The sequence below is a fragment of the Pseudacidovorax sp. NFM-22 genome, from assembly GCF_021401245.1.
Classification (GTDB): Bacteria; Pseudomonadota; Gammaproteobacteria; order Burkholderiales; family Burkholderiaceae_C; genus Xenophilus.
The window spans coordinates 569,393-594,934 of sequence record NZ_JACBFY010000004.1; the positions used below are offsets into that span (position 1 = coordinate 569,393).

At 70.7% G+C, this 25,542-nt stretch carries 19 protein-coding genes; 9 read left to right on the forward strand and 10 right to left on the reverse strand.

Features of this window, described 5'->3' with window-relative positions; genetic code table 11:
- Positions 1-48 precede the first annotated feature (48 nt).
- On the reverse strand, positions 49-3,576 hold the full coding sequence (locus L0984_RS17555) for a transglutaminase family protein (protein ID WP_234195007.1): 3,528 nt from the start codon (positions 3,574-3,576) through the stop codon (positions 49-51).
- Positions 3,577-3,805: 229 nt separating this feature from the next.
- Between L0984_RS17555 and L0984_RS17560 the strand changes: the two genes are divergently transcribed.
- The 3 genes from L0984_RS17560 to L0984_RS17570 all read left to right on the forward strand — a co-directional run bounded on the left by L0984_RS17560 (position 3,806) and on the right by L0984_RS17570 (position 8,723).
- Positions 3,806-6,103, forward strand: a complete 2,298-nt coding sequence (locus L0984_RS17560) for a DNA internalization-related competence protein ComEC/Rec2 (protein ID WP_234195008.1) — start codon at positions 3,806-3,808, stop codon at positions 6,101-6,103.
- 75 nt (positions 6,104-6,178) lie between these two features.
- Positions 6,179-7,732, forward strand: a complete 1,554-nt coding sequence (locus L0984_RS17565) for a circularly permuted type 2 ATP-grasp protein (RefSeq protein WP_234195009.1) — start codon at positions 6,179-6,181, stop codon at positions 7,730-7,732.
- Positions 7,733-7,766: 34 nt separating this feature from the next.
- A complete protein-coding gene (locus tag L0984_RS17570) occupies positions 7,767-8,723 on the forward strand; it encodes an alpha-E domain-containing protein (RefSeq protein WP_017761237.1) in 957 nt (318 codons plus the stop codon).
- Positions 8,724-8,890: 167 nt separating this feature from the next.
- Here L0984_RS17570 and glpK read toward each other — a convergent pair whose 3' ends face one another.
- Positions 8,891-10,531, reverse strand: a complete 1,641-nt coding sequence (gene glpK / locus L0984_RS17575; protein ID WP_234195010.1) for a glycerol kinase GlpK — start codon at positions 10,529-10,531, stop codon at positions 8,891-8,893.
- Positions 10,532-10,573: 42 nt separating this feature from the next.
- The gene (locus tag L0984_RS17580) at positions 10,574-11,338 is read right to left on the reverse strand and encodes a DeoR/GlpR family DNA-binding transcription regulator (RefSeq protein ID WP_234195011.1); all 765 of its coding nucleotides are present in this window, start codon (positions 11,336-11,338) and stop codon (positions 10,574-10,576) included.
- Between the two features lie 73 nt (positions 11,339-11,411).
- Here L0984_RS17580 and glpD point away from each other — a divergent pair, with 73 nt between their 5' ends.
- Entirely contained in the window at positions 11,412-13,022 is a 1,611-nt protein-coding gene (gene glpD, locus L0984_RS17585; RefSeq protein WP_234195012.1) for a glycerol-3-phosphate dehydrogenase, read from the forward strand.
- Between the two features lie 22 nt (positions 13,023-13,044).
- Here the strand turns inward: glpD and L0984_RS17590 are convergent, their stop codons facing one another.
- The 6 genes from L0984_RS17590 to L0984_RS17615 all read right to left on the reverse strand — a co-directional run bounded on the left by L0984_RS17590 (position 13,045) and on the right by L0984_RS17615 (position 20,396).
- Positions 13,045-14,484 carry a sensor histidine kinase gene (locus tag L0984_RS17590; protein ID WP_234195013.1) on the reverse strand — a complete coding sequence of 480 codons (1,440 nt, stop codon included), beginning with the start codon at positions 14,482-14,484 and terminating at the stop codon, positions 13,045-13,047.
- Positions 14,485-14,780: 296 nt separating this feature from the next.
- Positions 14,781-15,317 (reverse strand): HD domain-containing protein, encoded by a 537-nt coding sequence (locus L0984_RS17595; RefSeq protein ID WP_234195014.1) that lies wholly within the window; start codon positions 15,315-15,317, stop codon positions 14,781-14,783.
- Between the two features lie 17 nt (positions 15,318-15,334).
- A complete protein-coding gene (gene mltB / locus L0984_RS17600; protein ID WP_370646045.1) occupies positions 15,335-16,447 on the reverse strand; it encodes a lytic murein transglycosylase B in 1,113 nt (370 codons plus the stop codon).
- A 33-nt stretch (positions 16,448-16,480) separates the two neighbouring features.
- A complete protein-coding gene (locus L0984_RS17605; RefSeq protein ID WP_234195015.1) occupies positions 16,481-18,481 on the reverse strand; it encodes a transglutaminase family protein in 2,001 nt (666 codons plus the stop codon).
- A 7-nt stretch (positions 18,482-18,488) separates the two neighbouring features.
- Positions 18,489-19,457 (reverse strand): DUF58 domain-containing protein, encoded by a 969-nt coding sequence (locus L0984_RS17610; protein WP_234195016.1) that lies wholly within the window; start codon positions 19,455-19,457, stop codon positions 18,489-18,491.
- 18 nt (positions 19,458-19,475) lie between these two features.
- Positions 19,476-20,396: an AAA family ATPase gene (locus L0984_RS17615; protein ID WP_234195060.1), complete on the reverse strand. Its 921-nt coding sequence runs from the start codon at positions 20,394-20,396 to the stop codon at positions 19,476-19,478.
- Between the two features lie 77 nt (positions 20,397-20,473).
- On the opposite strand from L0984_RS17615, the gene L0984_RS17620 reads away from it, so the two are divergent.
- Positions 20,474-21,433, forward strand: coding sequence for a histone deacetylase family protein (locus tag L0984_RS17620; RefSeq protein WP_017761808.1), 960 nt, complete (start codon positions 20,474-20,476; stop codon positions 21,431-21,433).
- A 12-nt stretch (positions 21,434-21,445) separates the two neighbouring features.
- On the opposite strand, the gene L0984_RS17625 is transcribed toward L0984_RS17620, so the two are convergent.
- Entirely contained in the window at positions 21,446-21,781 is a 336-nt protein-coding gene (locus L0984_RS17625; RefSeq protein WP_234195017.1) for a hypothetical protein, read from the reverse strand.
- A 142-nt stretch (positions 21,782-21,923) separates the two neighbouring features.
- On the opposite strand from L0984_RS17625, the gene L0984_RS17630 reads away from it, so the two are divergent.
- The 4 genes from L0984_RS17630 to L0984_RS17645 all read left to right on the forward strand — a co-directional run.
- A complete protein-coding gene (locus tag L0984_RS17630) occupies positions 21,924-23,258 on the forward strand; it encodes a mechanosensitive ion channel family protein (RefSeq protein ID WP_234195018.1) in 1,335 nt (444 codons plus the stop codon).
- Between the two features lie 274 nt (positions 23,259-23,532).
- Positions 23,533-24,282 (forward strand): electron transfer flavoprotein subunit beta/FixA family protein, encoded by a 750-nt coding sequence (locus tag L0984_RS17635; protein WP_234195019.1) that lies wholly within the window; start codon positions 23,533-23,535, stop codon positions 24,280-24,282.
- A 32-nt stretch (positions 24,283-24,314) separates the two neighbouring features.
- Positions 24,315-25,247 carry an electron transfer flavoprotein subunit alpha/FixB family protein gene (locus L0984_RS17640; protein ID WP_234195020.1) on the forward strand — a complete coding sequence of 311 codons (933 nt, stop codon included), beginning with the start codon at positions 24,315-24,317 and terminating at the stop codon, positions 25,245-25,247.
- Between the two features lie 153 nt (positions 25,248-25,400).
- The coding region (locus tag L0984_RS17645; RefSeq protein ID WP_234195061.1) for an acyl-CoA dehydrogenase N-terminal domain-containing protein at positions 25,401-25,542 on the forward strand (142 nt) is incomplete at its 3' end.

A 25,542-nucleotide genomic window follows, 5' to 3' on the forward strand; every position in this document is an offset into this window, starting at 1 on the left:
AGGGGCGGCCGCACCGGCCGCCCGCGGGCCAGGCCGCGGCCCCGGCGTTCACCGCCGCAGGTCCAGCGTGAACGGGAACTCGCGACTGCCCACCACCTCGATGTTCGCCGGCGGCGTGCGCAGCATGCCGGGCGTGTGGCCCATGCGCGAGAAGCGCGCCAGGCGGCGGCTTTCGGCCTCGTAGGCATTGACGGGGAAGGTGGTGTAGTTGCGGCCGCCCGGGTGGGCGACGTGGTACTGGCAGCCGCCCAGGGAGCGCTTCATCCAGGTGTCGACGATGTCGAAGGTCAGCGGCGCATGCGGATGGATGGTCGGGTGCAGCGACGAAGGCGGGTTCCAGGCCTTGTAGCGCACGCCGGCCACGTACTCGCCGGCCACGCCGGTGGGCTGCAGCGGCAGCACCTTGCCGTTGACGGTGACGGCATAGCGGCTCTGGTTGAGGCCGGTGACGCGCACCTCCACCCGCTCCAGCGAGGAGTCGACATAGCGCACCGTGCCGCCGGGCGCGCCCTGCTCGCCCATGACGTGCCAGGGTTCCAGCGCGTTGCGCAGCGACAGCTCCACGCCCATGGCCTGCACCTCGCCGACCAGCGGGAAGCGGAACTCGAAATGCGGCGCGAACCACTCGGCCTCGAAGGCGAAGCCGGCCTGGCGCATCTCGGCGATCACGTCGTCGAAGTCCATCTTGACGAAGGTGGGCAGCAGGAAGCGGTCGTGCAGCTCGGTGCCCCAGCGGGTGGCCGGCGCCTGGTAGGGCGTGTCCCAGAAGCGGGCGATGAGGGCGCGCAGCAGCAGCTGCTGCACGATGCTCATGCGGGCATGGGGCGGCATCTCGAAGGCGCGCAGCTCCAGCAGGCCCAGGCGGCCCGTCGGGCCGTCGGGCGAGTAGAGCTTGTCGATGCAGAACTCGCTGCGGTGCGTGTTGCCGGTGACGTCGATCAGGATGTTGCGCAGCGTGCGATCCACCAGCCAGGGCGGCATGCCCTGGCCATAGAGCTCGCGGTTGCGCACGATCTCCTTGATGGCGATCTCCAGCTCGTAGAGCTGGTCGTTGCGGGCCTCGTCCACGCGCGGCGCCTGGCTGGTCGGGCCGATGAACATGCCCGAGAACAGGTACGACAGCGAGGGATGGTTGTGCCAGTACAGCACCAGGCTGGCCAGCAGCTCGGGCCGGCGCAGGAAGGGGCTGTCGGCCGGCGTGGCGCCGCCCAGCACGAAGTGGTTGCCGCCGCCGGTGCCGGTGTGGCGGCCGTCGGTCATGAACTTCTCGGCCGTCAGGCGCGTCTGGAAGGCCGCGTCGTAGAGGAACTCGGTGTGCTGCACCAGCTCGCCCCAGTTGTGCGCGGGGTGGATGTTGACCTCGATCACGCCCGGGTCGGGCGTGACCTGCAGCATCTTGAGGCGGGCGTCGCGCGGCGGCGGGTAGCCTTCGAGCACGATCTGCATGCCCAGCTCTTCGGCCGTGGCTTCGACCGCGGAGAGCAGATCGAGGTAGTCCTCCAGGAAGGCCAGGGGTGGCATGAAGACATAGAGCACGCCCGAGGCCTGACCCACCTTCTCGGCGGCCGGGCCGTTGGCGCGGCGCGGGTCACGCGCCTCCACGCACAGCGCGGTGCGCGTGATCCAGTGCGCGGATTCGCCGCGGCTCGGGAAGCGCACGTTGGCGCCATCCGCCACATGGCGGGCGCTGCCGTCGCCGGGCGCCACGTCCCCGCCGGTGGCACCGGTCGCACTCGGCGGTTGCAGGCGCACCGTGGCACTGGCGCTGCGCGGTGCGCCTTGCACATAGGCCACGTCACCGGCTGCTGCGCCCATGCCAGCCTGTCCCCAGGCTTCGGCATAGCGGGCCCGCAGTTCGGCGGCCGGGGGCAGCGCGGCCTGCGGCGCATGCGGATCTCGGTCGATCAGGTAGGGGAAGTCGCCCTTGGCCGCCCAGGGCTGCGAATCCAGCGGCAGGCGGTAGCCCATGGGCGAATCGCCCGGGATCAGGTACATGCGGTCGTCGCGCAGGAACCAGGGGCCGGTCTTCCAGCCGGCGCCGGCCAGTGCCGGGTTGTCTGTCGCGTTGGAGGAGGGCTCCAGCGGCAGCACGTAGCCGATCACGGCATCGAGCTTCTGCGTGAACACGCGGCGCAGGCGGGCGCGCTCCAGTTCGTCGTCGAGGTTGGACTCGAAGGGGTCGACGTTGACCGGCAGCCGGCGCTCGCGCCAGAGGTAGTAGTAGACGTCCTCGTAGCCGGCCTGGATGAAGCGCTCCGACAGGCCCAGCTTGCCGGCCAGGGTGCGGGTGAAGCGATCGGCATCGGCACTGGTGTAGCTGGCGGGCTTGCGCTCGTCGGCGAAGAGGGCGGGGTTGTGCCAGATCGGCTGGCCGTCGGCGCGCCAGAAGATCGACAGCGCCCAGCGCGGCAGCTGCTCGCCGGGGTACCACTTGCCCTGGCCGAAATGCAGGAAGCCGCCGTGGCCGTATTCGGCGCGCAGGCGGTCCACCAGTTCGGTGGCGTAGCCGCGCTTGGTGGGGCCCAGGGCGTCGGTGTTCCATTCGGCGGCGTCGCGGTCGCTGGTGGCCACGTAGGTGGGCTCGCCACCCATGGTCAGGCGCACGTCGCCAGCGGCCAGGCGGGCATCGACCGCCTCGCCCAGGGCCAGTACCTCAGCCCACTGGTCGTCGGTGTAGGGCTTGGTGACGCGCGGCGATTCGTAGATGCGGCTGACGACCATCTCGTGGTCGAACTCGACCTCGGCCTCGTCCACCAGGCCCTCGATGGGCGCGGCGCTCGACGGGTTGGGCGTGCAGGCCAGCGGGATGTGCCCTTCGCCGGCCAGCAGGCCGGAGGTGGCGTCCAGGCCGATCCAGCCGGCGCCGGGCAGGTAGACCTCGCACCAGGCATGCAGGTCGGTGAAGTCGACCTCGGTGCCGCTCGGGCCGTCGAGCGACTTGACGTCGGGCGTGAGCTGGATCAGGTAGCCCGACACGAAGCGCGCCGCCAGGCCCATGTGGCGCAGCAACTGCACCAGCAGCCAGCCGGAGTCGCGGCAGGAGCCGCTGGCTTTCTCGAGCGTCTCTTCCGGCGTCTGCACGCCGGGCTCCATGCGGATGAGGTACTTGACGTCCTGCTGCACCTGCTGGTTGAGCTGGACCAGGAAGTCGATGGTGCGCTTCTCGCTGCGGTCGATCTTCTCGAGGTAGGCCGCCACCAGCGGTGTGGCCGGCTCCGTCACCAGGTAGGGCGCCAGTTCCTCGGCCTGCGCCTTGGAGTACTTGAAGGGCACCGTCTCCGCATGCGGCTCCAGGAAGAAGTCGAAGGGGTTGTAGACCGCCATCTCGACCACGAGGTCCACCGTCACGGTGAACTCGGTCGTCTTCTTCGGGAAGACCAGCCGCGCCTGGTAGTTGGCGAAGGGATCCTGCTGCCAGTTGATGAAGTGCTCGGCCGGCTCGACGCGCAGCGAGTACGAGATCACGTTGCTGCGGCAGTGCGGCGCGGGGCGCAGCCGCACGACCTGCGGGCCCAACTGGACGGGCCGGTCGTACTTGTAGCGTGTGACGTGGTGGAGGGCGGCGTGGATCGACATGGGACTCGGTGGTTTGGGCTTATTCTGGTGACGGCGCGCGTGCAGCAATGACGGGCCCGAGGGCGCATGCTAGCCGAGAAGCAAGCAAGGACTGCGCCATCGGACCCCCCATGCGGCGGGCCGTTCAGGGAGAGAAACAGGCTTGAACACAGGCAGGGTGGCGGTGCGCGCACGAGGGTGCCTGCGCGCCGTGACGGGGTCATGGCGGGGCAGGGGATGGCCGGGCCTGATGGCGGGGCTGGCCGGTGCCATCGTCGGCATCGCGTGGCAGCTGCGGCAGCCGGCGCTCTGGCCGGCCGGGCTCTATGCCGTGGCGGCGCTGGTGGGGCTGGTGGCCTGGCTGCTCTCCGGCCTCCCGTCTGTGCAGCGCCATCGCGCCGGACTGCTGCTGGCGCTGGTGGCCGGTATGGGGGTGGGATTCGCCCAGACGGGCTGGCGTGCCGTTGATCGCCTGGCCGGGGCGCTGGCGCCGGCCCTCGAAGGCCGCGATCTCGTCCTCCAGGGGCGCGTGACGGGCATGCCGCAGCGGCGCGATGGCGGCCTGCGCTTCGAATTCACGACCGAGGGCGAGGCGCCGCTGCCCCGTCGGCTGATCCTGTTCTGGCCGGACGCCGTCGCGTCGCCCGCGCCGTTGCATGTGGGCGAGGGTTGGCGGCTGCCGGTGCGGCTGCGTGCACCGCACGGCACGCTCAATCCGCACGGTTTCGACTACGAGCTCTGGCTGTTCGAGCAGGACATCCAGGCGACCGGCTCGGTACGGCCGGCGCCGGCTCCCCTGCGGCTGCAGGCGCCCTCGTGGTGGGAGTGGCCACTCGAGCGTGCCCGTGAAGCCGTGCGCGACCGCATCCTCGAACGCACGGGCAGCAGCAGCGCGGGCCGGGTGGTGGCGGCGCTGGTCACCGGCGACCAGTCGGCCATCGCGCCAGCGGACTGGTCCGTCTTCCGCCTGACGGGCGTCGCCCACCTGATGAGCATCTCGGGCCTGCACGTGACCATGTTCGCTTGGCTGGCGGCGGCCGTGGTCGGCTGGCTCTGGCGGCTCAGCCCGCGATTGATGCTGTGCTGGCCGGCCCAGCATGCCGGTCTTGCCGGCGGCGTGCTGCTGGCGGCCCTCTACGCGGCCTTCAGCGGCTGGGGGTTGCCTTCGCAGCGCACGGTGTGGATGCTCGCGCTGGCCGTGCTGCTGCGGCTGTCGGCCCGGCGCTGGCCCTGGCCGGTGGCATGGCTGGTGGTTTTCGCGCTGGTGGTGGCCATCGATCCCTGGGGCCTGATGCAGGCCGGCTTCTGGCTCAGCTTCGTCGCGGTCGCCGTGCTGTTCGCCACCGATGCGGGGCCGGCCGTGGGCCCGCAGGGGCGGGGTGCGGCATTGCGGCGCCTGCTGCGCGAGCAGGGTGTGGTGACCGTCGCACTGGCCCCGCTGGGGCTGATGCTGTTCCAGCAGGTCTCGGTCGTGGGCCTGGCGGCCAACCTCCTCGCGATTCCGGCCGTCACGCTGGTCGTGACTCCGCTGGCCATGGCCGGCATTGCCGTGCCGGCCTGCTGGGATCTGGCGGCAATGGCGGTGGAGGCGCTGCGCAGTGCGTTGGCCTGGGCGGCCACGCTGCCCGGCGCGACCTTCAGCGCGGCCGCACCGCCGCTGTGGGCTGCAGCTGCGGGCGTGCTCGGCGGCATGCTGCTGGTCATGCCCGGCCCCTGGCGCTGGCGGCTGCTCGGCTTGCCGCTTGCGTTGCCGGTGCTGCTGTGGAGGGCCGAGCCCGTCGCGCCCGGCGACTTCGAGGTGCTGGCGGCCGACGTGGGGCAGGGCAGTGCGATCGTCGTGCGCACGGCCGGCCATGTGCTGCTGTTCGACGCCGGTCCGCGCTACGGTCCGCGTAGCGATGCCGGCGAGCGCGTGCTGGTGCCGCTGCTGCGCGCGCTGGGCCTGCGGCTGGACCGGCTGCTGCTGAGCCACCGTGACACCGACCACACCGGTGGCGCCGAGTCCGTGCGTGCCGCCCATCCGGCGGTGGCCGACTTCGGCGCGCCTTGCGCACGCGGCCTGCGCTGGCGCTGGGAGGGCGTCGATTTCGAGGTGCTGCATCCCGCGCCCGAGGCCGCCCGACCGCTGGCCCAGCGCAATGCCGATTCCTGCGTACTGCGCATCGACAACGGCCGCGCGAGCGCCCTGCTGACCGGTGACGTCGAGCAGGCGCAGGAACTGCAACTGGTGCATGAAAGGGGTGACGGTCTTCGCACCGACCTGCTGATCGTGGCCCACCACGGCAGCCGCAGCTCGTCCAGCCTGCCCTGGCTGCGGGCCGTGCGGCCGCGCGTGGCGGTCGCCCAGAACGGCTGGCGCAACCCCTTCGGTCATCCGGCGCCCGAGGTGCGGGCGCGCTATCTGTCCGAGGGCATCCCTTTCTTCGAGTCCGCGCGTTGCGGGGCAGCACACTGGCGCAGCACCGAGCCGGAGGGCGTGCGCTGCGAACGGGTGCAGGCGGCCCGCTACTGGCACCACCGGCCGCCGCTGTCCGAAGGTGAAGAATGAAAACTTTTGCGCACGGCGGGCCCGGGAGATGGCCTTGAACTTGCTAAGCTATGGCTCAAGGAGATTGGTCGTTCCATGCACAAGTTCGATGAAATGTATGAGCGGCTCCCCTATGAAGGGGCCGCGATCCGACAGCACTACCAGCGATACGACCAATGGCTCGCGAAGCAACCCCCCGAGGTGATGCGTTCGCGCCGTGAAGAGGCGGAGATGATCTTCCGCCGGGTCGGCATCACTTTTGCCGTGTACGGCGCCAAGGACGAGGACGGCTCGGGCACCGAGCGGCTGATCCCCTTCGACCTGCTACCGCGGATCATCCCGGCCGACGAGTGGGCGTCGATGGAGAAGGGGCTGGTCCAGCGCGTGACGGCGCTCAACCGCTTCATCCACGACATCTACCACGACCAGGAAATCGTCAAGGCCGGGATCGTCCCGGCCGAGCAGATCCAGGGCAATGCCCAGTTCCGCCCCGAGATGATGGGCGTGACGGTGCCCAACAACATCTATTCCAACATCTCCGGCATCGACATCGTCCGCGCGCCCGACAGCGCGGGCAAGGGCGAGTACTACGTGCTGGAAGACAACCTGCGCGTGCCCAGCGGCGTGAGCTACATGCTCGAGAACCGCAAGATGATGATGCGGCTCTTCCCCGAGCTGTTCGCGCAGAACCGCGTGGCGCCGGTGGCCCACTATCCCGACCTGCTGCTGGAGACGCTGCGCGCCAGCGCGCCGCCAGCCACGGCCGAACCCACGGTGGTGGTGCTCACGCCCGGCATGTACAACAGCGCCTACTTCGAGCACGCCTTCCTGGCCCAGCAGATGGGCGTGGAACTGGTCGAGGGCCAGGACCTGTTCGTGAAAGACGACTTCGTCTACATGCGCACCACGCGCGGCCCGCGCCGCGTCGACGTCATCTACCGCCGCGTGGACGACGACTTCCTCGACCCCGAGGTGTTCCGCCCCAATTCCACGCTGGGCTGCGCCGGCCTGATGCGCGCCTACAAGGCGGGCAACGTGGTCATCTGCAATGCGGTGGGCACGGGGATCGCCGACGACAAGTCCATCTACCCCTATGTGCCGAAGATGGTGGAGTTCTACCTCGGCGAGCAGCCGATCCTGAAGAACGTGCCCACCTGGATGTGCCGCAACAAGGACGACCTCGACTACGTGCTCGCGCACATGGAAGACTTGGTCGTCAAGGAAGTGCATGGCGCCGGCGGCTACGGCATGCTGATCGGCCCGGCCTCCACCAAGGCCGAGATCGACGAGTTCCGCGAGGTGGTGCGCGCCAAGCCCGACGGCTACATCGCGCAACCCACGCTGAGCCTGTCCTCCTCGCCGACTTTTGTCGACGCGGGCATCGCGCCGCGCCACATCGACCTGCGTCCCTTCGTGCTCTCGGCCAAGGAGGTGCAGATGGTGCCCGGCGGCCTGACGCGCGTGGCGCTCAAGGAAGGCTCGCTGGTCGTCAACTCCTCGCAGGGCGGCGGCACCAAGGACACCTGGGTGCTGGAGCCCGACCGCCGCTTCGCCGGCAAGAACGGTCAGAGCCAGTCGCAGACCCAGGGTGGCCAGGGGCAGTCCCAGTCCCAGAGCCAGTCGATGAACTCGTCCTCTTCCGCGGCCTGAGGCAGCGCCCCCCGATCCCAGAAAGACAAGACCCATGCTGTCCCGTACCGCCGACCACCTCTACTGGATGTCGCGCTACACCGAGCGGGCCGAGAACACGGCGCGCATGCTCGACGTCAACTACCAGACCTCCCTGCTGCCCCAGTCGGCCGAAGTGGCCCAGTTGGGCTGGCAGGGTGTGCTGTCCATCAGCGAACTGCGGCCCGCCTACTTCCAGAAGCACGACGCCATCACGCCCGAGGGCGTCATGGAGTTCATGGTGAAGGACGAGAGCAACCCGTCCTCCATCGTGTCGTGCCTCAAGGCCGCGCGCGAGAACGCCCGCGCCGTGCGCGGCGCGCTGACGACCGAATCGTGGGAAACGCAGAACACCACCTGGCTCGACGTGGTCCGCATGCTGCGCCAGGGCGAGTTCGAGCGCGATCCGGGCCAGTTCTTCGAATGGGTGAAGTTCCGCTCGCACCTGTCGCGCGGCGTCACGCAGGGCACCATGCTGCAGGACGAGGCGTACCACTTCCTGCGCCTGGGCACCTTCCTGGAGCGGGCGGACAACACGGCCCGGCTGGTGGACGTGAAGTTCCACGCCATGAACAGCGAGTTCTTCGGCGGGGGCACCGAGGAGCATCAGGAGTACGACTTCTATCACTGGAGCGCGATCCTGCGCAGCGTCTCCGCCTTCGAGGTCTACCGCAAGGTCTACCGCAACGTGATCAAGCCGGAGCGCGTGGCCGAACTGCTGATCCTGCGTGCCGACATGCCGCGCTCGCTGCATGCCAGCCTGGTCGAGGTGGTCAACAACCTGAGCAAGGTGGCCAACGACCAGAGCGCCGAAACCCTGCGCCGCGCGGGCAAGCTGCTGGCCGAGCTGCAGTACGGCCGGGTCGACGAGATCCTGGCCACGGGGCTGCATGCATACCTGACGCAGTTCCTGGACCGCATCAATGAGCTGGGGATGCGGGTGAGCCAGGATTTCCTGGTTCCGACGAACTGAGCGGTCACCCCCCGAGCCGCTTCGCGGCTCCCCCCTTTCTGACGCCTTCGGCTTGGAGGGGGGCGCACCCACCGGCCCGGCAAAGCCGGTTCCGCGGGTGCCCTGGCGTGGCCTGCTGCGCGGCCTTGCGACATTGAAGTCTTGGGTGACGTCTACTTTGCGGTCGCTCAACCTGCCGTCGCCTGCCGCACGGCGTGCTCCCACCGCGCCATCGCCGCTTCGGCCTGCGCGCGGCTGAGCGTGGGCAGGAAGCGGCGCTCGGCCTTCCACAGGGCCGACAGTTCGTCGGTGCCGGCGTAGACGCCGCTCGAGAGGCCCGCCAAAAAGGCGGCGCCCAGGGCGGTGGTCTCCACCACGGCGGGGCGGACGACCGGGATGCCCAGCAGGTCGGCCTGGAACTGCATCAGCAGGTCGTTGACGCAGGCGCCGCCGTCCACGCGCAGTTCGGCGACAGGCGTGCCGCCCGCGGCTTCCACGTCGCGGCTCATGGCGGCGAGCAGCGCGGCGCTCTGGTAGGCGATGCTCTCCAGCGCGGCGCGGGCGATGTGGGCCACGGTCGTGCCGCGCGTGAGGCCGGTGATGGTGCCGCGGGCGTCGGCGTTCCAGTAGGGCGCGCCCAGGCCGGTGAAGGCCGGCACCATCATCACGCCGCCGGCATCGGGCACGCTCTCGGCCAGGGCCTGGACCTCGGCGCTGCCCTTGATGGCGCGCAGGCCGTCGCGCAGCCACTGCACCACCGCGCCGCCGACGAAGACGCTGCCTTCCATGGCGTACTGCGCCGCCGCCACGGCGGCGGCAGCGTCGCCGGGTGCCGGGGCTCTGGCGTGAAAGCCATGCTGGATGTCGGTGCCCTGCGGCGCCGCCACGCCGTTTGCGAGGGGCGTCGTCAGAAGCGCAGCACCGTTGCCAACGGCCCGCGCCGCCAACTGCGCCGCGCTCGTCACCACCAGCCCGTTGGTCGAGGGCTGGAAGCGTTCCCCCGTGTGCATCAGCAGGAAGCAACCGGTGCCGTACGTGTTCTTGGCCATGCCGGCGTCGAAGCAGGCTTGGCCGAAGAGCGCGGCCTGCTGATCGCCGGCCACGCCACCGATGGGCACCGCGGCGCCCAGCAGCGCCGCATCCGTCTCGCCGAAGAAGCTGCTGGAGGGCTGCACCTGCGGCAGCAGCGCGGCGGGAATGTCCAGCGCGCCGAGCAGCTCGTCGTCCCAGGCGTTGCGGTGGACGTCGAAGAGCATGGTGCGGGACGCGTTGGTCACGTCCGTCGCATGCACCCGGCCGCCGGTCAGCTGCCAGATGAGCCAGCTGTCCACGGTACCGAAGGCCAGCTCGCCGGCCTCGGCCTGGGCGCGCAGGCCGGGCACTTCGTCGAGCAGCCAGCGCAGCTTGGTGGCGGAGAAGTAGGCGTCGATCACGAGGCCGGTCTTGCGCTGGATGACGTCCTGCATGCCCCGGCCGCGCAGCTCGGCGCACAGCGGCTCGGCGCGGCGGTCCTGCCAGACGATGGCATGGTGCACCGGCTGGCCGGTGCGACGGTTCCACAGCACGGTGGTCTCGCGCTGGTTGGTGATGCCGATGGCGCGCACGTCGGCGGCCTTGAGGCCGGCCTTGGCCAGCGCGTCGCGGGCGGTGGCGAGCTGGCCGCGCCAGATCTCCATGGGGTCGTGCTCCACCCAGCCGGGCTGCGGATAGATCTGCGGCAGCTCGCGCTGGGCCATGGCCACGATGCGGCCGCCGCGGTCGAACACGATGCTGCGTGAGCTGGAGGTGCCCTGGTCCAGGGCGAGCAGGTAGTCGGTGGGGGATGCCATGGTGTCGTCTCCGTTGGATGGTTGGCGCTGGGTCGCCGCCGTTCAGGCGATGTCACAGCGCACCTGCGCCTGCGCGAGCAGGGCGGGGAAGGGCGCGGGCGGTTCGGCGTCGGTGAACAGCCGGTCGATGGCCGCGAGCGGTGCCACCTGCACCATCGCCGGCCGGTTGAACTTGCTGGCGTCGGCCGCCAGCCACACTTCTCTTCCCTGGCCGATGATGGCCTGGGCCACCTTCACCTCACGCAGGTCGTAATCGCGCACGGTGCCGTCCTGCTCGATGCCCGAGCAGCCGATCAGGGCGATGTCCACCTTGAACTGGCGGATGAAGTCCATCGTCGCCTCGCCCACGACGGCGCGGTCGCGGGCGCGCACCGTGCCGCCGGCCACGATGACCTCGCAGGCCTCGTTGCCGGCCAGGATGTGGGCCACGTGCAGGTTGTTGGTGATGACGCGCAGCCCGCGGTGCTGCAACAGTGCGCGGGCGATGGCCTCGGCCGTGGTGCCCACGTTGAGGATCAGCGAGCAGTCGTGCGGCACCTGCGCCGCCACGGCCCGCGCGATGCGCGCCTTGGCCTCGGCGTTGAGCATCTGCCGCTGCGGATGGGCGATGTTCTCGATGGTGGAGACCGGCACCCGCACGCCGCCATGGAAGCGCGCCAGCAGGCCGGCGTCGGCCAGGCGCTGCACGTCGCGGCGCACTGTCTGCAGCGTCACGCCCAGCTCCTCCGCCAGCTCCTCCACGGTGGCGCTTCCGCGGGTGCGGACGGTGTCCAGCAGCTGGACTTGGCGAGGGTTGGAGTGGTTCACACGCGTCGATCCGAAAACAAACGAAATGATAAGGGCAAAAATTTGCGGCAAAATCGCGCCAAAAGGAATCGAAATGAACGAATCCGAAAACATTCGCGCCGCCAGCTTCGAACTCGACCCCATCCAGTGCGACGTGCTGGTCGTCGGCGGCGGCATCAACGGCTGCGGCATTGCGCGCGACCTGGCAGGCCGCGGCTTCAAGGTGGTGCTGTGCGAGCAGGACGATCTGGCGGCGCACACCTCCTCGGCCTCCACCAAGCTGATCCATGGCGGTCTGCGCTACCTGGAGTACTACGAGTTCTCGCTCGTGCGAAAGGCACTGGCGGAGCGCGAGGTGCTGCTCAAGAGCGCGCCCCACATCATGTGGCCCCTGCGCTTCGTGATGCCGCACGACCCGGCCATGCGGCCGGCCTGGATGATCCGCGCCGGCCTCTTCCTCTACGACCATCTGGCCAAGCGGGAAGTGCTGCCGGGCTCGCGCAGCGTGGACCTGCGCCGCCATGCCGCCGGTGCGCCGCTCAAGGCGCGCTACAAGCGCGGCTTCGTCTATTCGGACGGCTGGGTGGACGACGCCCGGCTGGTGGTGCTCAGCGCCCTGGACGCGCGCACCCGCGGCGCGCAGATCCTCACCGGCACCCGCTGCGTGGCGGCGCGCCGCAGCGCCGAGGGCTGGACCTGCACGCTGGAGACGGCCGACCACGCCGCCCGCGCCGTGCAGGCCAAGGCGCTCGTCAACGCCGCCGGCCCCTGGGCCGAGGCCTTCCTGCGCGGCGCGGCCACGCCCGCGGGCGGCGAGTCGCTGGCCAAGCGCAGCCTGCGCCTGGTGCAGGGCAGTCACATCGTCGTTCCAAGGATGTTCGAGCACGACCATGCCTACATCTTCCAGAACCCCGACCAGCGCATCATCTTCGCCATCCCCTATCAGCAGGACTTCACGCTGATCGGCACCACCGACCTGGAACTGGAAGGCCATGACCCACGGGCCGGCCGCATCACCCCGGGCGAGATCGATTACCTGTGCGAGCAGGCGAGCCGCTACTTCGAGCGCGCCGTCACGCCGGCGGACGTGGTCTGGACCTATTCGGGCGTTCGCCCGCTGCTGGACGATGCCTCGGGCGATCCGTCCGCCGTCACGCGCGACTACCTGCTGGAGCGCCACACCGAGGCCGCGCCGCTGCTGTCGGTCTGGGGCGGCAAGATCACGACCTTCCGCAAGCTGGCCGAGGATGCGGCCGACGCCGTTGGCGAGATGCTGAATGACCGTCGCCCGGCCTGGACCGAGGCCGCCCCGCTGGCCGGCGGCGACCTGGCGAACTGGCTGCCCGCGGAGAGCCGCCGGCTGCCGCCCGACGTGCAGTTCGAACGTTTCGTGCAGGAAGTGCAGCAGCGCCATCCCTGGCTCGATGCGGCGCTGGCGCGGCGGTGGTCGCGCGCCTATGGCACGCGCATCGCCCAGGTGCTGGGCGATGCGGCGTCCATGGCGGACCTCGGGGCCGCCGTAGCGCCCGGCGTATTCGAGCGCGAACTGCGCTACCTGGCCGACGAGGAATGGGCACGCACCGGCGAGGATGTGCTCTGGCGCCGCTCCAAGCTCGGCCTGCACCTCGATCCGTCGCAGCGCGAGGCGGTGGATGCGTGGATGCGCCGGTTCGCCCTCGGGCCCAGCCTGCGCGCCGCCCACTGAGCCCGGGCGCGCCCCGTGGCCCTCAGCCGAGGGTCGAGGACTGGGCCGGCGTGCCCCAGGACGCGCCGGATTGCGCAGAGGGGCGGCTGTCGGGCCAGCGGATCAGCACCTCGGTGCCGCGGTCGACCTCGCTGCGCACCCGCAGTTCGCCGCCTCCTTCGAGGGCGAACTGCCGGGCGATGGCCAAGCCCAGCCCGGTGCTGTGCGCGCGGCCCTTGCCATTGCTGTAGCCGCGTTCGGTGCAGCGGGCGACCTCTTCGGGCGTCATGCCCACGCCTTCGTCGCGCACCGCCATCCAGACCCAGCCGGGTTGCGCGTCGCGGCCGCTGGCCAGGGTGACCGTGCCACCGGGCCGGCTGAACTTCATGGCGTTGTTGAGCAGGTTGCCCGCCACGCGCAGCAGTTCGCCGCGGCCCACGGCCACCCGGCCGCCGCTGTCCAGGTGGGTCTGCAGGCGCAACCCGTCGCGGGCCGCGATGGGCTGGACCATGCGGGCGACGTCCACCAGCACGGCGTCGAGCGCCAGCGGGCTGGTGGCCGGCTCGTCGGCCGTCGGCGACGTGGCTTGCAGCTCGCGCGAGGCCATGCCCGCCTTGAGGGGCCGTGCGGGCTCGGCGGGCATCGGGGGCGTGTCGCCGGCGCCGCCACGCGCCAGCCGCCGGCCGTTGAGGGCACCCACCAATTCGCGCAGCATGTCGGTGGCATGGCCCAGGCCGGCCAGGGCGTCGGCCTCGCCAGGATGGCGCTTTCGCAGCATGGCCAGGCTCAGCTGTAGCGACAGCATGGGCGTGGCCAGGTCGTGCAGCACGTTGGCCACCAGCGTCTCGCGTTCGAGCACCAGCTCGGCCTGGCGCCGCATGTCCTCGCGGGCCACGCGCAGCGTGGCGCGCAGGGCCAGTTCACGCTCGATGGACTGGGCCATGGCCTCGAGCAGGTCGATCTCCTGCTCGCCCCAGCGACGCGGCACCTGGTCGATGACGCACAGGCTGCCGACCACCTGCCCCTGGTGCCGCACCGGCACGCCCAGGTAGGCGGCCACGCCCAGCGTGTGGACCGTCGGCACCTCGCGCCACGGTGACTCGGCCCGGGTGTCCTCGATGGCCAGCGTCCGGCCGAGCGCGTGGGTGTAGTGGCAGAAGGTGCGTCCCGCCATGGTGCGGGTTTCGGACAGCGGAGGCCCTGCGCCTTCGATCGCCTTGTAGTGGTCGACCTCGGGCCCGATGGCGCCAAAGAACGAGACCGGCGAATGCGTGAGCCTGCGGACCAGGGACACCGCATGGCCGACGGCTTCGTCCACGTCGTGGTCGAGCAGGCCCAGTGCTGCGGTCAGGGCGACGCGGGCGGGTTCTCGGACAGTGAGGTCGATCTCGGATTCAGGCGGGCAGAGCGCCGCGGCCGAGGCGCCGGTGATGCGCTGGGGTCCCGCGCCGGGCGTCGGGAAGGAAAGGGCGTCAGCGCTCATGGGTGGAAAGTGGGTCCGAGGGGGCGGAGGCGGCCAGTGTCGCGCCTTTGTAGGACATTGGCGGGGGTGCCCGGCTCCGGACGGACGATGAACACCAAAGTTCGAGTGGGACAAGAGGCCGACCTGGTCCGCCGCCCGCCTCCTGCCTCCTGCCTCCTGCCTCCTGCCTCCTGCCGGGCGGCGCGCTGGCGCTCAGCCCGCCACGGCGGCAGCGAGGTTGCGCCGCGCCTGCGGCTCCCGTTCGGCACGGATGCCGGCCGTGAGGTAGAGCGGCTGCCGCGCGAGGAAGCCCGCCATCAACTGCCGGCGCCGGGCTCGAACACCTTGGGCGGCACATGGGCGTATTCGGCGCGGATCTGGCGCTCGTACTCGGCGTAGCGGGCGGACGGTGCGCCGAGGATGGCCAGGTCCACGTCGAGCAGCAGCCGGGTGTCCGGGTCCTGGGGCACCTGCGCGCCGGGCTGGCCGTGGCGCGTCGCCATCACCAGGGCATGCACACGTCCGGCCGTCCCGGCGGGCGCGCCCGCCGTGATCAGGGCATCCCGTGCCCAATCGGCGCTGCGGGCCTCGTTGTCGCTGGCATGCACGTCGTACACGGCGTCGTGGAACCACAGGGCCAGCGCGACCTCGGCGGGCCGCTCGGCCAGACCGCGGTGGGCGGCCAGCAGGTGCAGGCATTCGTCCAGGTGCTGCAGCGTGTGGTAGTGGCGCTGGGGCTCGGCATAGCGGGTGCAGAGCTGGTCGAGCAGCCTGACCGGTGCCTGCGCGCCGATGTCGGTCCAGGCCTGCAGCCAGCCGGCGCCATGGCGGGAAAGGAAGGCGTCGCGGTCCATGGGGGCGGCTTCGTCGCTCACTGCGCCATCGCGGCGCGGACGGCGGCGCCCAGCTCCAGCACTGCCATGGCGTAGTAGCTGCTCCAGTTGTAGCGCGTGATGACGTAGAAGTTCTGCGTGCCGGCGACGTAGCTGGCCGGCGCACTCGGGCCGTTCTGCAGCTCGATCAGGGCCAGCAGGCCGCGGTGGCGCAGGCCGTCGGCGTCGAGCTGTGCGCCGCCGGCGACGAAGGCATCGGCGCTGAAGCTGGGCACGATGTCGGGCGCCAGCAGCACGGGCAGTTGGGCACGCGCCGCATTGACGCGCACGCCATAGGTCGCCGGCAGGCCCGGCTGCCAGCCGAAGGCCTTGAAGTAGTTGGCCACCGAGCCGATCACGTCCTGCGGATCGTTCACCAGGTCGATGCGACCGTCGCCGTCGTAGTCGACCGCGTACCTGGCGATGCTGCTGGGCATGAACTGCGGCATGCCCATGGCGCCGGCGTAGCTGCCGACCGGCGCCGTGGGGTCGGCGTGGGTGCGGCCCTCCTGCGTCAGGAAGTTCTCCAGCTCGCCGCGGAAGAAGGCCTGGCGCTGCGCGGCGCGCGGATGGGCCTGCGGAAAGTCGAAGGCCAACGTGGCCAGCGCATCCAGCACGCGGAAGCTGCCCATCTGGCGGCCATAGATGGTCTCGACGCCGACGATGCCCACGATGATGTCCGCGGGCACCCCGAAATCGCGCTCGGCGCGGGCCAGGGTGGCGGCGTTGTCGCGCCAGAAGCGCACGCCGGCGCCGATGCGGATCGGCTCGACGAAGCGGCTGCGGTAGGCGGCCCAGTTCTTGGTGCCACTGCCGGCCGGTGCGGGCAGCATCAAGCGCGGCACGTTGGGCAGTAGGCGGGCCTGGCCGAGCGTGGCGCGGACCCAGGCGGCATCCAGGTTCTGGCGGGCGGCAATCTCGTCGGCAAAGGCCATGGCATCGGCGCGGCCGGCATAGGCCTCGCCGACGGCAGCGGTGCGCTTGGCGGCCTGCTTGCCGCCCTGCTTGGCGGAGCGGGCAGCGTCGCCGCGCCTGGACGTGGCGCCGGCATCGAGGGCCGGCAGGGCCAGCGACGCGCACAGCGCGAGCGGCAGGAACGGGAAGAAGCGCATCCGGGCGATTGTGCCGAAGGGTGCGCGCATCGCTCACCCCGGCCAGCGCAGGCGCCGGAAGTCGCGCCGCAATGCGGCGAGGTCGTCGGCCGGATCGCGTGCGTAGCGCTGGGCCTCCAGCCGCAGCAGCCAGTCGCGCGTGGGCGTGGCGGCCTCGCCGAAACGCGCGTCGAGCAGCTCCGCCATGCGCCGCGGCGGACTGTCGGGCGGCACGCTCACGCCGGACCGGGCGAGCCGGGCGCGCGCCCGGGCCAGCAGCCGCAGCCACGGGTCGGTGCGCCGACGCTCGCGCCAGGCCCAGGCCGCGCCGCCCAGGCTGGCGGCCACCAGTGCCATCAGCAGCACCCGGGCCAGGTCGGACGGGCTGGGGCTGTCCATGCCGAGGGCCTTGAGCAGGTCCAACTGCCGGGTCTGCGTGTAGTTCAGCACCCGCTGGTTCCAGGCGTTGTTGACCGCCTCCCACAGCGCGCGGGCGTGCTGCATCAACGTGGGGCTCATGGCGCCGATGGCCCCGGCGAAGAAGCCGGGCGGGGGCACCAGGCGCTGGAACTGGCCCACCCGGCCCGGCGACACGGCCGCCGTCGGGTCCACGCGCCACCAGCCCTTGCCTTCCTCCCACACCTCGGCCCACGCATGGGCGTCGCTGTTGCGCAGCGTCCAGTAGCCGTCCACCGGGTTGATCTCGCCGCCCTGGAAGCCGGTGACGATGCGCGCCGGTACGCCCGCGGCCCGCATCAGGATCACGAAGGACGAGGCGATGTGCTCGCAGAAGCCAGCCTTGCGGTCGAACCAGAACTCGTCGGCCGTCTGCGCGCCGTAGACGCCGGGCTCCAGCGTGTAGACGTAGCCGCCCGTGCGCAGCCGCTGCAGCACGGCGTCGACCAGCGCGGTCGTGCTGCCGCCGGCCTGGGCCTGCAACTGGCGGGCGAGCTCGGCCGTGCGCGGATTGCTGCCGGGCGGCAGCGCCAGGTAGAAGCCCGGCAGGCCGGCCCGGCGCACCGGGCCGCTCGTGAAGTCCAGCTGGCTCTGGCCGCGGTAGCGCAGCAGGTCGCCGATGGGGCGGTTGGTGCTCCATTGCAGGTCGCCGCCCTGGAGCGCGCGCAGGCCGTCGGGCAGGGCGGGCGCCGTGCGCATGGCATCCAGGGCCAGCAGCCAGGGGCGATTGCTGGGCTCCAGCGTGATCTCGTAGCCCACGGGCTCGCCGCGGCTGCGCAACTGGGGCAGGCCGCGCTCCCACGGCTCGGGCGATGTCCATTCGACGCCATCGAAGCGCGACAGCACCGGCCCGCGGAAGTACAGCGCGGTACGCGGGGGCGGGGCGTCGCCGTCGAAGCGCACGCGCGCGGCGATGCCGTCGTCCAGCGCCAACTGCGCGATGGTGCCCACGCGCATGGTGGCCGACAGGCCGCTGCGGCCCGTCATGCCCTCGTTGGGCGTGCCCCACAGCGGCGCCAGCCGCGGGAAGAAGAGGAACAAGGCCAGCATGACGGGCGCGCCGGCCAGGGTCATGAAGGCCGCGATGCGCGCGGACTGCGCGAGCGGCGGCCGGCCGACCGGCATGTGGGCATTGACCAGCGCGGTGAGCAGCCCCATCAGCGCCAACAGCATCAGCGCCGCCGTCAGCAGCGACTGCGACTGGAAGAAGCTGGTGAGCATCACGAAGAAGCTCAGGAAGAACACCACGAAGGCGTCGCGCCGGGCGCGCAGCTCCAGCGTCTTGAGCGCCAGCAGTACCACCACCAGCGTGACGCCGGCCTCGCGGCCGATCAGCGTCCGGTAGCTCAGCCAAGTGGCCGCCAGCGCGAGCAGCAACATGCCCACGCGCCAGCGCCATCCCGGCAGCGGCGCAGAGCGCCAGGCCAGCAGCCCGCGCCCCACCAGCACGGTGCCGGCCAGGACGCTGGTCCACAAGGGCAGCGTCGGCAACTGCGGCAGCAGCACCACCGCGATGACGGCCAGCAGGAAGAGCGTGTCGCGCGCATCGCGCGGCAGGCCGGCGGCGCGGGTGCGAAGGCGAAGGGGCAGGGCGGTCACGGCAGCGTCAAGAGGCAAGGGCCAGGGCTTCGAGGCAGGCACGTCGGTGCGCTTCGCCACGCGAGGGCCCCAGGCTGCGCCCGCCGATGCGCAGGCCGTAGTCGAGCTCCAGCCGGTCGGCCTGCAGCACCCAGGCCGTCAGGCGGGACAGCCGCGCCTCGGCATCGGGCAGGCGGGTGGCGGCGGCATCCAGCCAGAGCGAATGGCGCGAAGACTGCTGGCTGTCGCGGCTGACCAGCTCCTCGGAGCCAGCGGCCTGCGCGCGGGCCACGCGCTTCCACACCAGCTGGCGCAGCGGGTCGCCACGCTGGTAGACGCGCACCCCTTCGAAGCCGCTGCCGCCGGCCTGGCGCCGGGCCGGGCTGGTGTTGTCCGCGTCGGCGGGGCCGGTGGGCAGCGGCGGCGCACCCACCTCGGCGGCGGGCCAGACCAGCAATTGCGCCGCCGGGCGCCAGACGGTCCAGACGCGGAAGGCGCCCATGGGAAAGCGCGTCTCGGCCGTGAGCGTGGGCACGGCATGCAGGCCGCGGCGCGGCGGCAGGAAGCCGATGTCCACCGTGGTCTCGCCCTGCGCGGGCACGTCCGTCCACGACCAGTGGCCGCTGCCGCGCACGGCCAGCCCGATGCCGAAGCGCGTGCGCCGGCCCGTGTTGTGCAGCACCACCCGCAGCACGGCCGCCGCGCCCGCGTGGCCGGGCACGGGCGGCAGCAGGTGCATCTGCAGGCCGCGCAGCGTGCCGTGGCCCACATGCATGCCGGCCACCGCGCAGCCTGCGATGAGGAAGGTCAGCAGGTAGCCCAGGTTGAGCTGGTAGTTGATCGAGGCCACCAGCAGCACCAGCAGCGTGGCGGCCAGCAGCAGCCCGGCGCGGGTCGGCAGGATGTACACCTGCCTTTGCGTGAGCCTGACCTGGTCGCTGGGCGCGCGGCGCGCGAGCAGCCAGGTCTCCATGCGCTGGCGCAGGACGAGAGCCATGGACGGTTGGCGCCCGGGTCAGGGCAGCGGCACGGCCGCCATCATGGCGCGCACCTGCTCGACGGCGCCGCGGCCGGCGTCGCCGACCGGGTTGAGCCGATGGGCGATGGTTTGCGGCAGCACGGCCTGGATGTCGTCGGGCGCCACATAGTCGCGCCCGGCCAGCAGCGCCTGCGCCTTGGCCGCCCGCAGCACGGCGATGCCGGCGCGCGGCGACAGCCCCTGCAAAAACCAGCGGCCGGAGCGCGTGGCCTCGATCAGGTCCTGCAGATAGGCCAGCAGCGCCGGCGCGGCATGCACCTGCAGCACGCGCTGCTGGATCGCCCGCAGCTCGCCCGCGGTCAGCAGCGCAGGCAGCGTGCCCAGCATCTGCCGGCGGTCGGCGCCGGAGAGCAGCTCCAGCTCGGCCGCGCGGTCCGGGTAGCCCAGCGAGATGCGCATCAGGAAGCGGTCGAGCTGCGATTCCGGCAACGCGAAGGTGCCCAGCTGGTCCAGCGGGTTCTGCGTGGCGATGACGAAGAAGGGCTCGGGCAGCGGCCGCGTCTGGCCTTCGATGGTGACCTGCTTCTCCTCCATCGCTTCGAGCAGCGCGCTCTGGGTCTTGGGACTGGCGCGGTTGATCTCGTCGGCCAGCAGCACCTGGGCGAACACCGGCCCGGGATGGAAGACGAAGCCCTGCTGTCCCCGGTCGTAGATGGACACGCCCGACAGGTCGCCCGGCATCAGATCGGCGGTGAACTGCACGCGCGAGAACTGCAGCCCGAAGGTGTGGGCCAGCGCGTGGGCCAGCGTGGTCTTGCCCACACCCGGCACGTCCTCGATCAGCAGGTGCCCACCCGCCAGCAGGCAGGCCACGCCGTCGCGCACCTGGGGGGCCTTGCCGACGATCACCGTGTTAAGCTGATTCAGCAAGGCGGCGAGCTTGGCGGCCACGTCCATTTTGGTATCCATCCGCAGAAGATAGCGCATGCGCCCCGGCTGGCCGCCGCCTGGGGCCATGCACGAGAAGACGAGACATGGGCAACACCGGCTACTACACGCACCGCGATTTCTGGAAGCACGAAATGGGGCGCGGCCATCCCGAATGCCCCGAGCGCCTGGACGCGATCGAGGACCGCCTGCTCGTCACCGGCGTGGCCGATGCGCTGGAGCGGCACGACGACGACATTCCCCTGGCCACCCTGGCCCAGATCACCCGGGCCCACAGCGCCGAGCACATGGAGCGGCTCGAAGCCCTGGCCCAGCGCCTGGTGGCCGACGCGCCGGCCGGCGGCCCCGACCATGCGCCCGTCGATCCCGACACCTCCCTCTGCCGCGGGACGCTGCTGGCGGCACGCCGCGCGGCCGGCGCCGCCATCGCGGCCACCGACGCGGTGATGGGCGGCCAACTGCAGAACGCCTTCTGCGCCGTGCGCCCGCCGGGCCACCACGCCTGCCGCGAGCAGGCCATGGGCTTCTGCTTTTTGAACAACGTGGCCATCGCCGCGCGGCATGCGCTGGACGAGCACGGCATCTCCCGCGTGGCGGTGGTGGACTTCGACGTGCACCACGGCAACGGTACCGAGGACATCCTGGCCGGCGACCCACGGGTGCTGATGGTGGGCATCTTCCAGCATCCGTTCTATCCGTTCAGCGGCACCGACCAACCGGCCGACAACATGGTCAACGTGCCCATTCCTGCCTACACCCGCGGCATGGACGTGCGCGAGATGATCGAGGCGGTGTGGATGCCCCGGCTGGAGGCCTTCCGGCCCGAGCTGGTGATCGTGAGCGCCGGCTTCGACGCCCACCGCGAGGACGAGCTGGGCCAGCTCGGCCTCAACGAGAACGACTACATCTGGATCACCAGCCGCATCCGCGAGGTGGCCGACCGGTATGCCAAGGGCCGCATCGTCTCGTTGCTGGAAGGCGGCTACAACCTCGACGCGCTGGCCCGCAGCGTCGAGGCGCATGTGCGGGTACTGGCCGACCTCTGAGCGCCGGCGCGCTCAGGCTTGCCAGACGCCGTAGCCGGCCTCGCGCAGGCCGATCGCCAGTTCCACTTCCATCTCCACGGCAGCACGGTAGGGCATGGGGTTGTAGGCCTCGTACAACTCGGGCATGAGCCGCACCCCGTACTTCAGCACGAAGCGATTGGCCTGCACGCCGGCCATGTGGCGGTCGAAGCGCAGGTCGGGGTCCAGGCCCGTCATGCCGACGTAGACGCAGGGCTTGAGGATGTCGTGGTCCGGGTTGGCGCGGCGGAAGGCCGGCTCGTTCCACACGCGCTCGGACAGCAGCACGACGTAGACGTGGTGGTGGTCTCGTGAGCGGCGGCGCGGCATGGGCGGACGATTGTCCGTCGGCACTCCGCATGCCGACGGTTGCCGGCTGACGTCGACGTCTGCTCGCCGAGCCACCGCCGCTTGTTACCCTCGCGCCTCCCGCAACTCCCGTGATCTTCCCCGCAGGGGAAGCCGCCAGCGCATGCTCGACTGGAATGGATTCGTACAGCGCCTCTCCGAGGTGCATGCCCGCACACTGTGGATCGAGATCGCCGCGCTGGTGCTGTGCCTGCTGCTGGCCTGGGGCGTGACCCGGTGGTTCGGCCGCGACCAACCGGGCGACTCGCTGTGGTTCGGCGAGAAGAGCTTCGACGGCTTGCTCTTTCCCCTGCTGGCGCTGGCCTTCACGGATCTGGCGCGGCGGCTGCTGCTGACGGTGCAGCCCACGCTGCTGCTGCGGGTGGCGGTGTCGATCTTCCTGGCGCTGCTGGCCATCCGGCTGTTCGCGCGGGTGTTGCGGCGCGTCTTCCCGGCCTCGGCACTGGTGCGGCTGGTGGAGCGCACCATCTCGTGGGTGGCCTGGGCCGCCGCCGTGCTCTGGATCGTGGGGCTGCTGCCGCCGGTGCTGGACGAGCTGGAAGCGATCAACCTCGGTTTCGGCAAGACGCGGGTCAGCCTGCGCACGCTGTTCGAAGGCGTGCTGTCGTGCGGCGTGGTGCTGATGATCACGCTGTGGATCTCGTCGACCATCGAGAAGCGGCTGCTGACGCCGGCGGTGAGCGACCTGTCGATGCGCAAGGTGGCATCGAACGCGGTGCGTGCCGGGCTGCTGCTGGTCGGGCTGCTGTTTGCACTGTCCGCCGTGGGCGTGGACCTGACCGCGCTCTCCGTGCTGGGCGGCGCGCTGGGCGTGGGCCTGGGCTTCGGCCTGCAGAAGCTGGCTGCTAACTATGTGAGCGGCTTCGTGATCCTGCTGGAGCGTTCGATCCGCATCGGCGACAGCGTGAAGGTCGACACCTTCGAAGGACAGATCACCGACATCAAGACCCGCTACACGCTCATCCGCGCGCGCAACGGCCGGCAGGCCATCGTGCCCAACGAGTCGATCATCACGGGCCGGGTCGAGAACCTGACGCTCGCGGACCTCAAGACCAATCTCAACACCGTCATCGCCGTGGGCTACGACAGCGATCCGGCGCAGGTGCAGGCCATCCTCTGCGAAGCGGCCGCCTCGCAGGACCGCGTGCTCGCTGATCCGACACCCGTCGCCTTCCTCACCAACTTCGGCGCCGACGGGCTGGAATTCACGCTCAACTACTGGATCAGCGATCCGGACAAGGGCAAGGACAACGTGCGCTCGGCGGTCAACATCGCGGTGCTGGAAGGACTGCGGCGGGCCGGCATCGACATTCCTTTTCCGCAGCGGGTCGTGCGGGTGGCGTCGCTGCCGCCCGGTGCGGGCCCGCAGATGCCTCCGGGCGGGGGCAGCGACAGCCAGCCCTCGGTTGGGGACCGGAGCGCCACCGGCGGCGCCTGAACGGGGTCGTGGCGGGCCGCGAAGAGGGATGGGCCGGTGATGAACGGCCGCTCCAGCGCCGGCCTTGTCCCTCGGTTCGTGTCGCCAATGCTGCAGCGCACGAGGAATCCGTCACTATAATCTTCAAAAAAGCACGATCGTTCTTTTTATGGCGCCGGCGCTGGCCGCCCGCGTCGCCCCAGCGGGCAAAGCACGCCCGCCGGAAGGGGTCGCCCTAGAATGTTTTGCTGAGTTGCGCAGCAACACGCCTTTTGCAATCAACGGAGTCAAGCCAATGAAGATTCTGGTCCCCGTCAAGCGGGTCGTCGACTACAACGTGAAGGTGCGCGTCAAGAGCGACGGCAGCGGGGTGGACATCGCCAACGTCAAGATGAGCATGAACCCCTTCGACGAGATCGCCGTCGAAGAGGCCGTGCGGCTGAAGGAAAAGGGCGTGGCCACCGAGGTCATCGCCGTCAGCTGTGGCGAGGCCAAGTGCCAGGAAACGCTGCGCACGGCCATGGCCATCGGCGCCGACCGCGGCATCCTGGTCGAGACCACCGAAGAGCTGCAGCCCCTGGCCGTCGCCAAGCTGCTCAAGGCGCTGGTCGACAAGGAGCAACCCTCCCTCATCATCCTGGGCAAGCAGGCCATCGACGACGACGCCAACCAGACCGGCCAGATGCTCGCCGCCCTGGCCGACCTGCCGCAAGCCACCTTTGCCAGCAAGGTCGAGGTCGAAGGCGACAAGGCCAAGGTCACGCGCGAAGTCGACGGCGGCCTGGAAACCATCAGCCTGAGCCTGCCGGCCGTGGTCACCACCGATCTGCGCCTGAATGAGCCGCGCTACGTCACGCTGCCCAACATCATGAAGGCCAAGAAGAAGCCGCTGGACACCGTCAAGCCCGAGGACCTGGGCGTGGACGTCAAGCCGCGCCTGAAGACCCTGAAAGTCAGCGAGCCGGCCAAGCGCGGCGCCGGCGTGAAGGTGCCCGACGTCGCCACCCTGGTCGACAAGCTCAAGAACGAAGCCAAGGTCATCTGATCGGCACGGACACGACGAAGGAAAGACAAGACATGACCGCACTCGTCATTGCAGAACACGACAACCAGTCGATCAAGCCCGCCACGCTGAACACCGTCACGGCCGCTGCCGCCTGCGGCGGTGATGTTCATGTGCTGGTGGCCGGCCAGAACGCCGGCGCCGCCGCTCAGGCCGCCGCGCAGATCGCTGGCGTGGCCAAGGTGATCCATGCCGACGGCGCGAGCCTGGCCGAAGGCCTGGCCGAGAACGTCGCGGCCCAGGTGCTGGCCCTGGCCGGCGACTACAGCCACATCCTGTTCCCGGCCACCGCCGCCGGCAAGAACGTCGCCCCGCGCGTGGCCGCCAAGCTGGACGTGGCGCAGATCAGCGACATCACCAAGGTGGACAGCCCCGACACCTTCGAGCGCCCGATCTACGCCGGCAACGCCATCGCCACCGTGCAATCGGCCGACGCCAAGAAGGTGATCACCGTGCGCACCACCGGCTTCGACCCCGCCGCTGCCACCGGTGGCAGCGCGCAGGTCGAGACAAAGGACGCCGCGGCCGACAGCGGCAAGAGCACCTTCGTGGGCCGCGAGGTGAGCAAGAACGACCGTCCCGAGCTGACGGCGGCCAAGATCATCGTCTCGGGCGGCCGCGCGCTGGGCAGCAGCGAGAAGTTCCAGGAAGTGATGACGCCGCTGGCCGACAAGCTGGGCGCGGCCATCGGTGCCAGCCGCGCCGCGGTGGACGCGGGCTACGCGCCCAACGACCTGCAGGTGGGCCAGACGGGCAAGATCGTGGCGCCGCAGCTGTACGTGGCCGCGGGCATCTCGGGCGCCATCCAGCACTTGGCCGGCATGAAGGACTCCAAGGTGATCGTGGCGATCAACAAGGACCCGGAAGCGCCGATCTTCAGCGTGGCCGACTACGGCCTCGAAGCCGACCTGTTCACGGCCGTGCCGGAGCTGGTCAAGGCGCTCTGAGGCTTTAGGCCCGCGACAGCACGCACCCAAGGGCATCGTTCGCGATGCCCTTTTTTCTTCGCCGGGCGCTTTAGCGCAGCCCGCGCAGCCGCATGCCGGACGCGGCGGTGCGGCGCACCGTTCCATTCGTCATCGTCATTCGAGGAGACACCCATGAGCTACACCGCGCCCATCAAGGACATGCTGTTCGACATCGAGCATCTGGCGCGCATCGACGAGATCGCCCAGATGCCGGGCTTTGGCGACGCCGGCCTGGACACCGCCGCCGCCGTGCTGGAAGAGTGCGCCAAGCTGA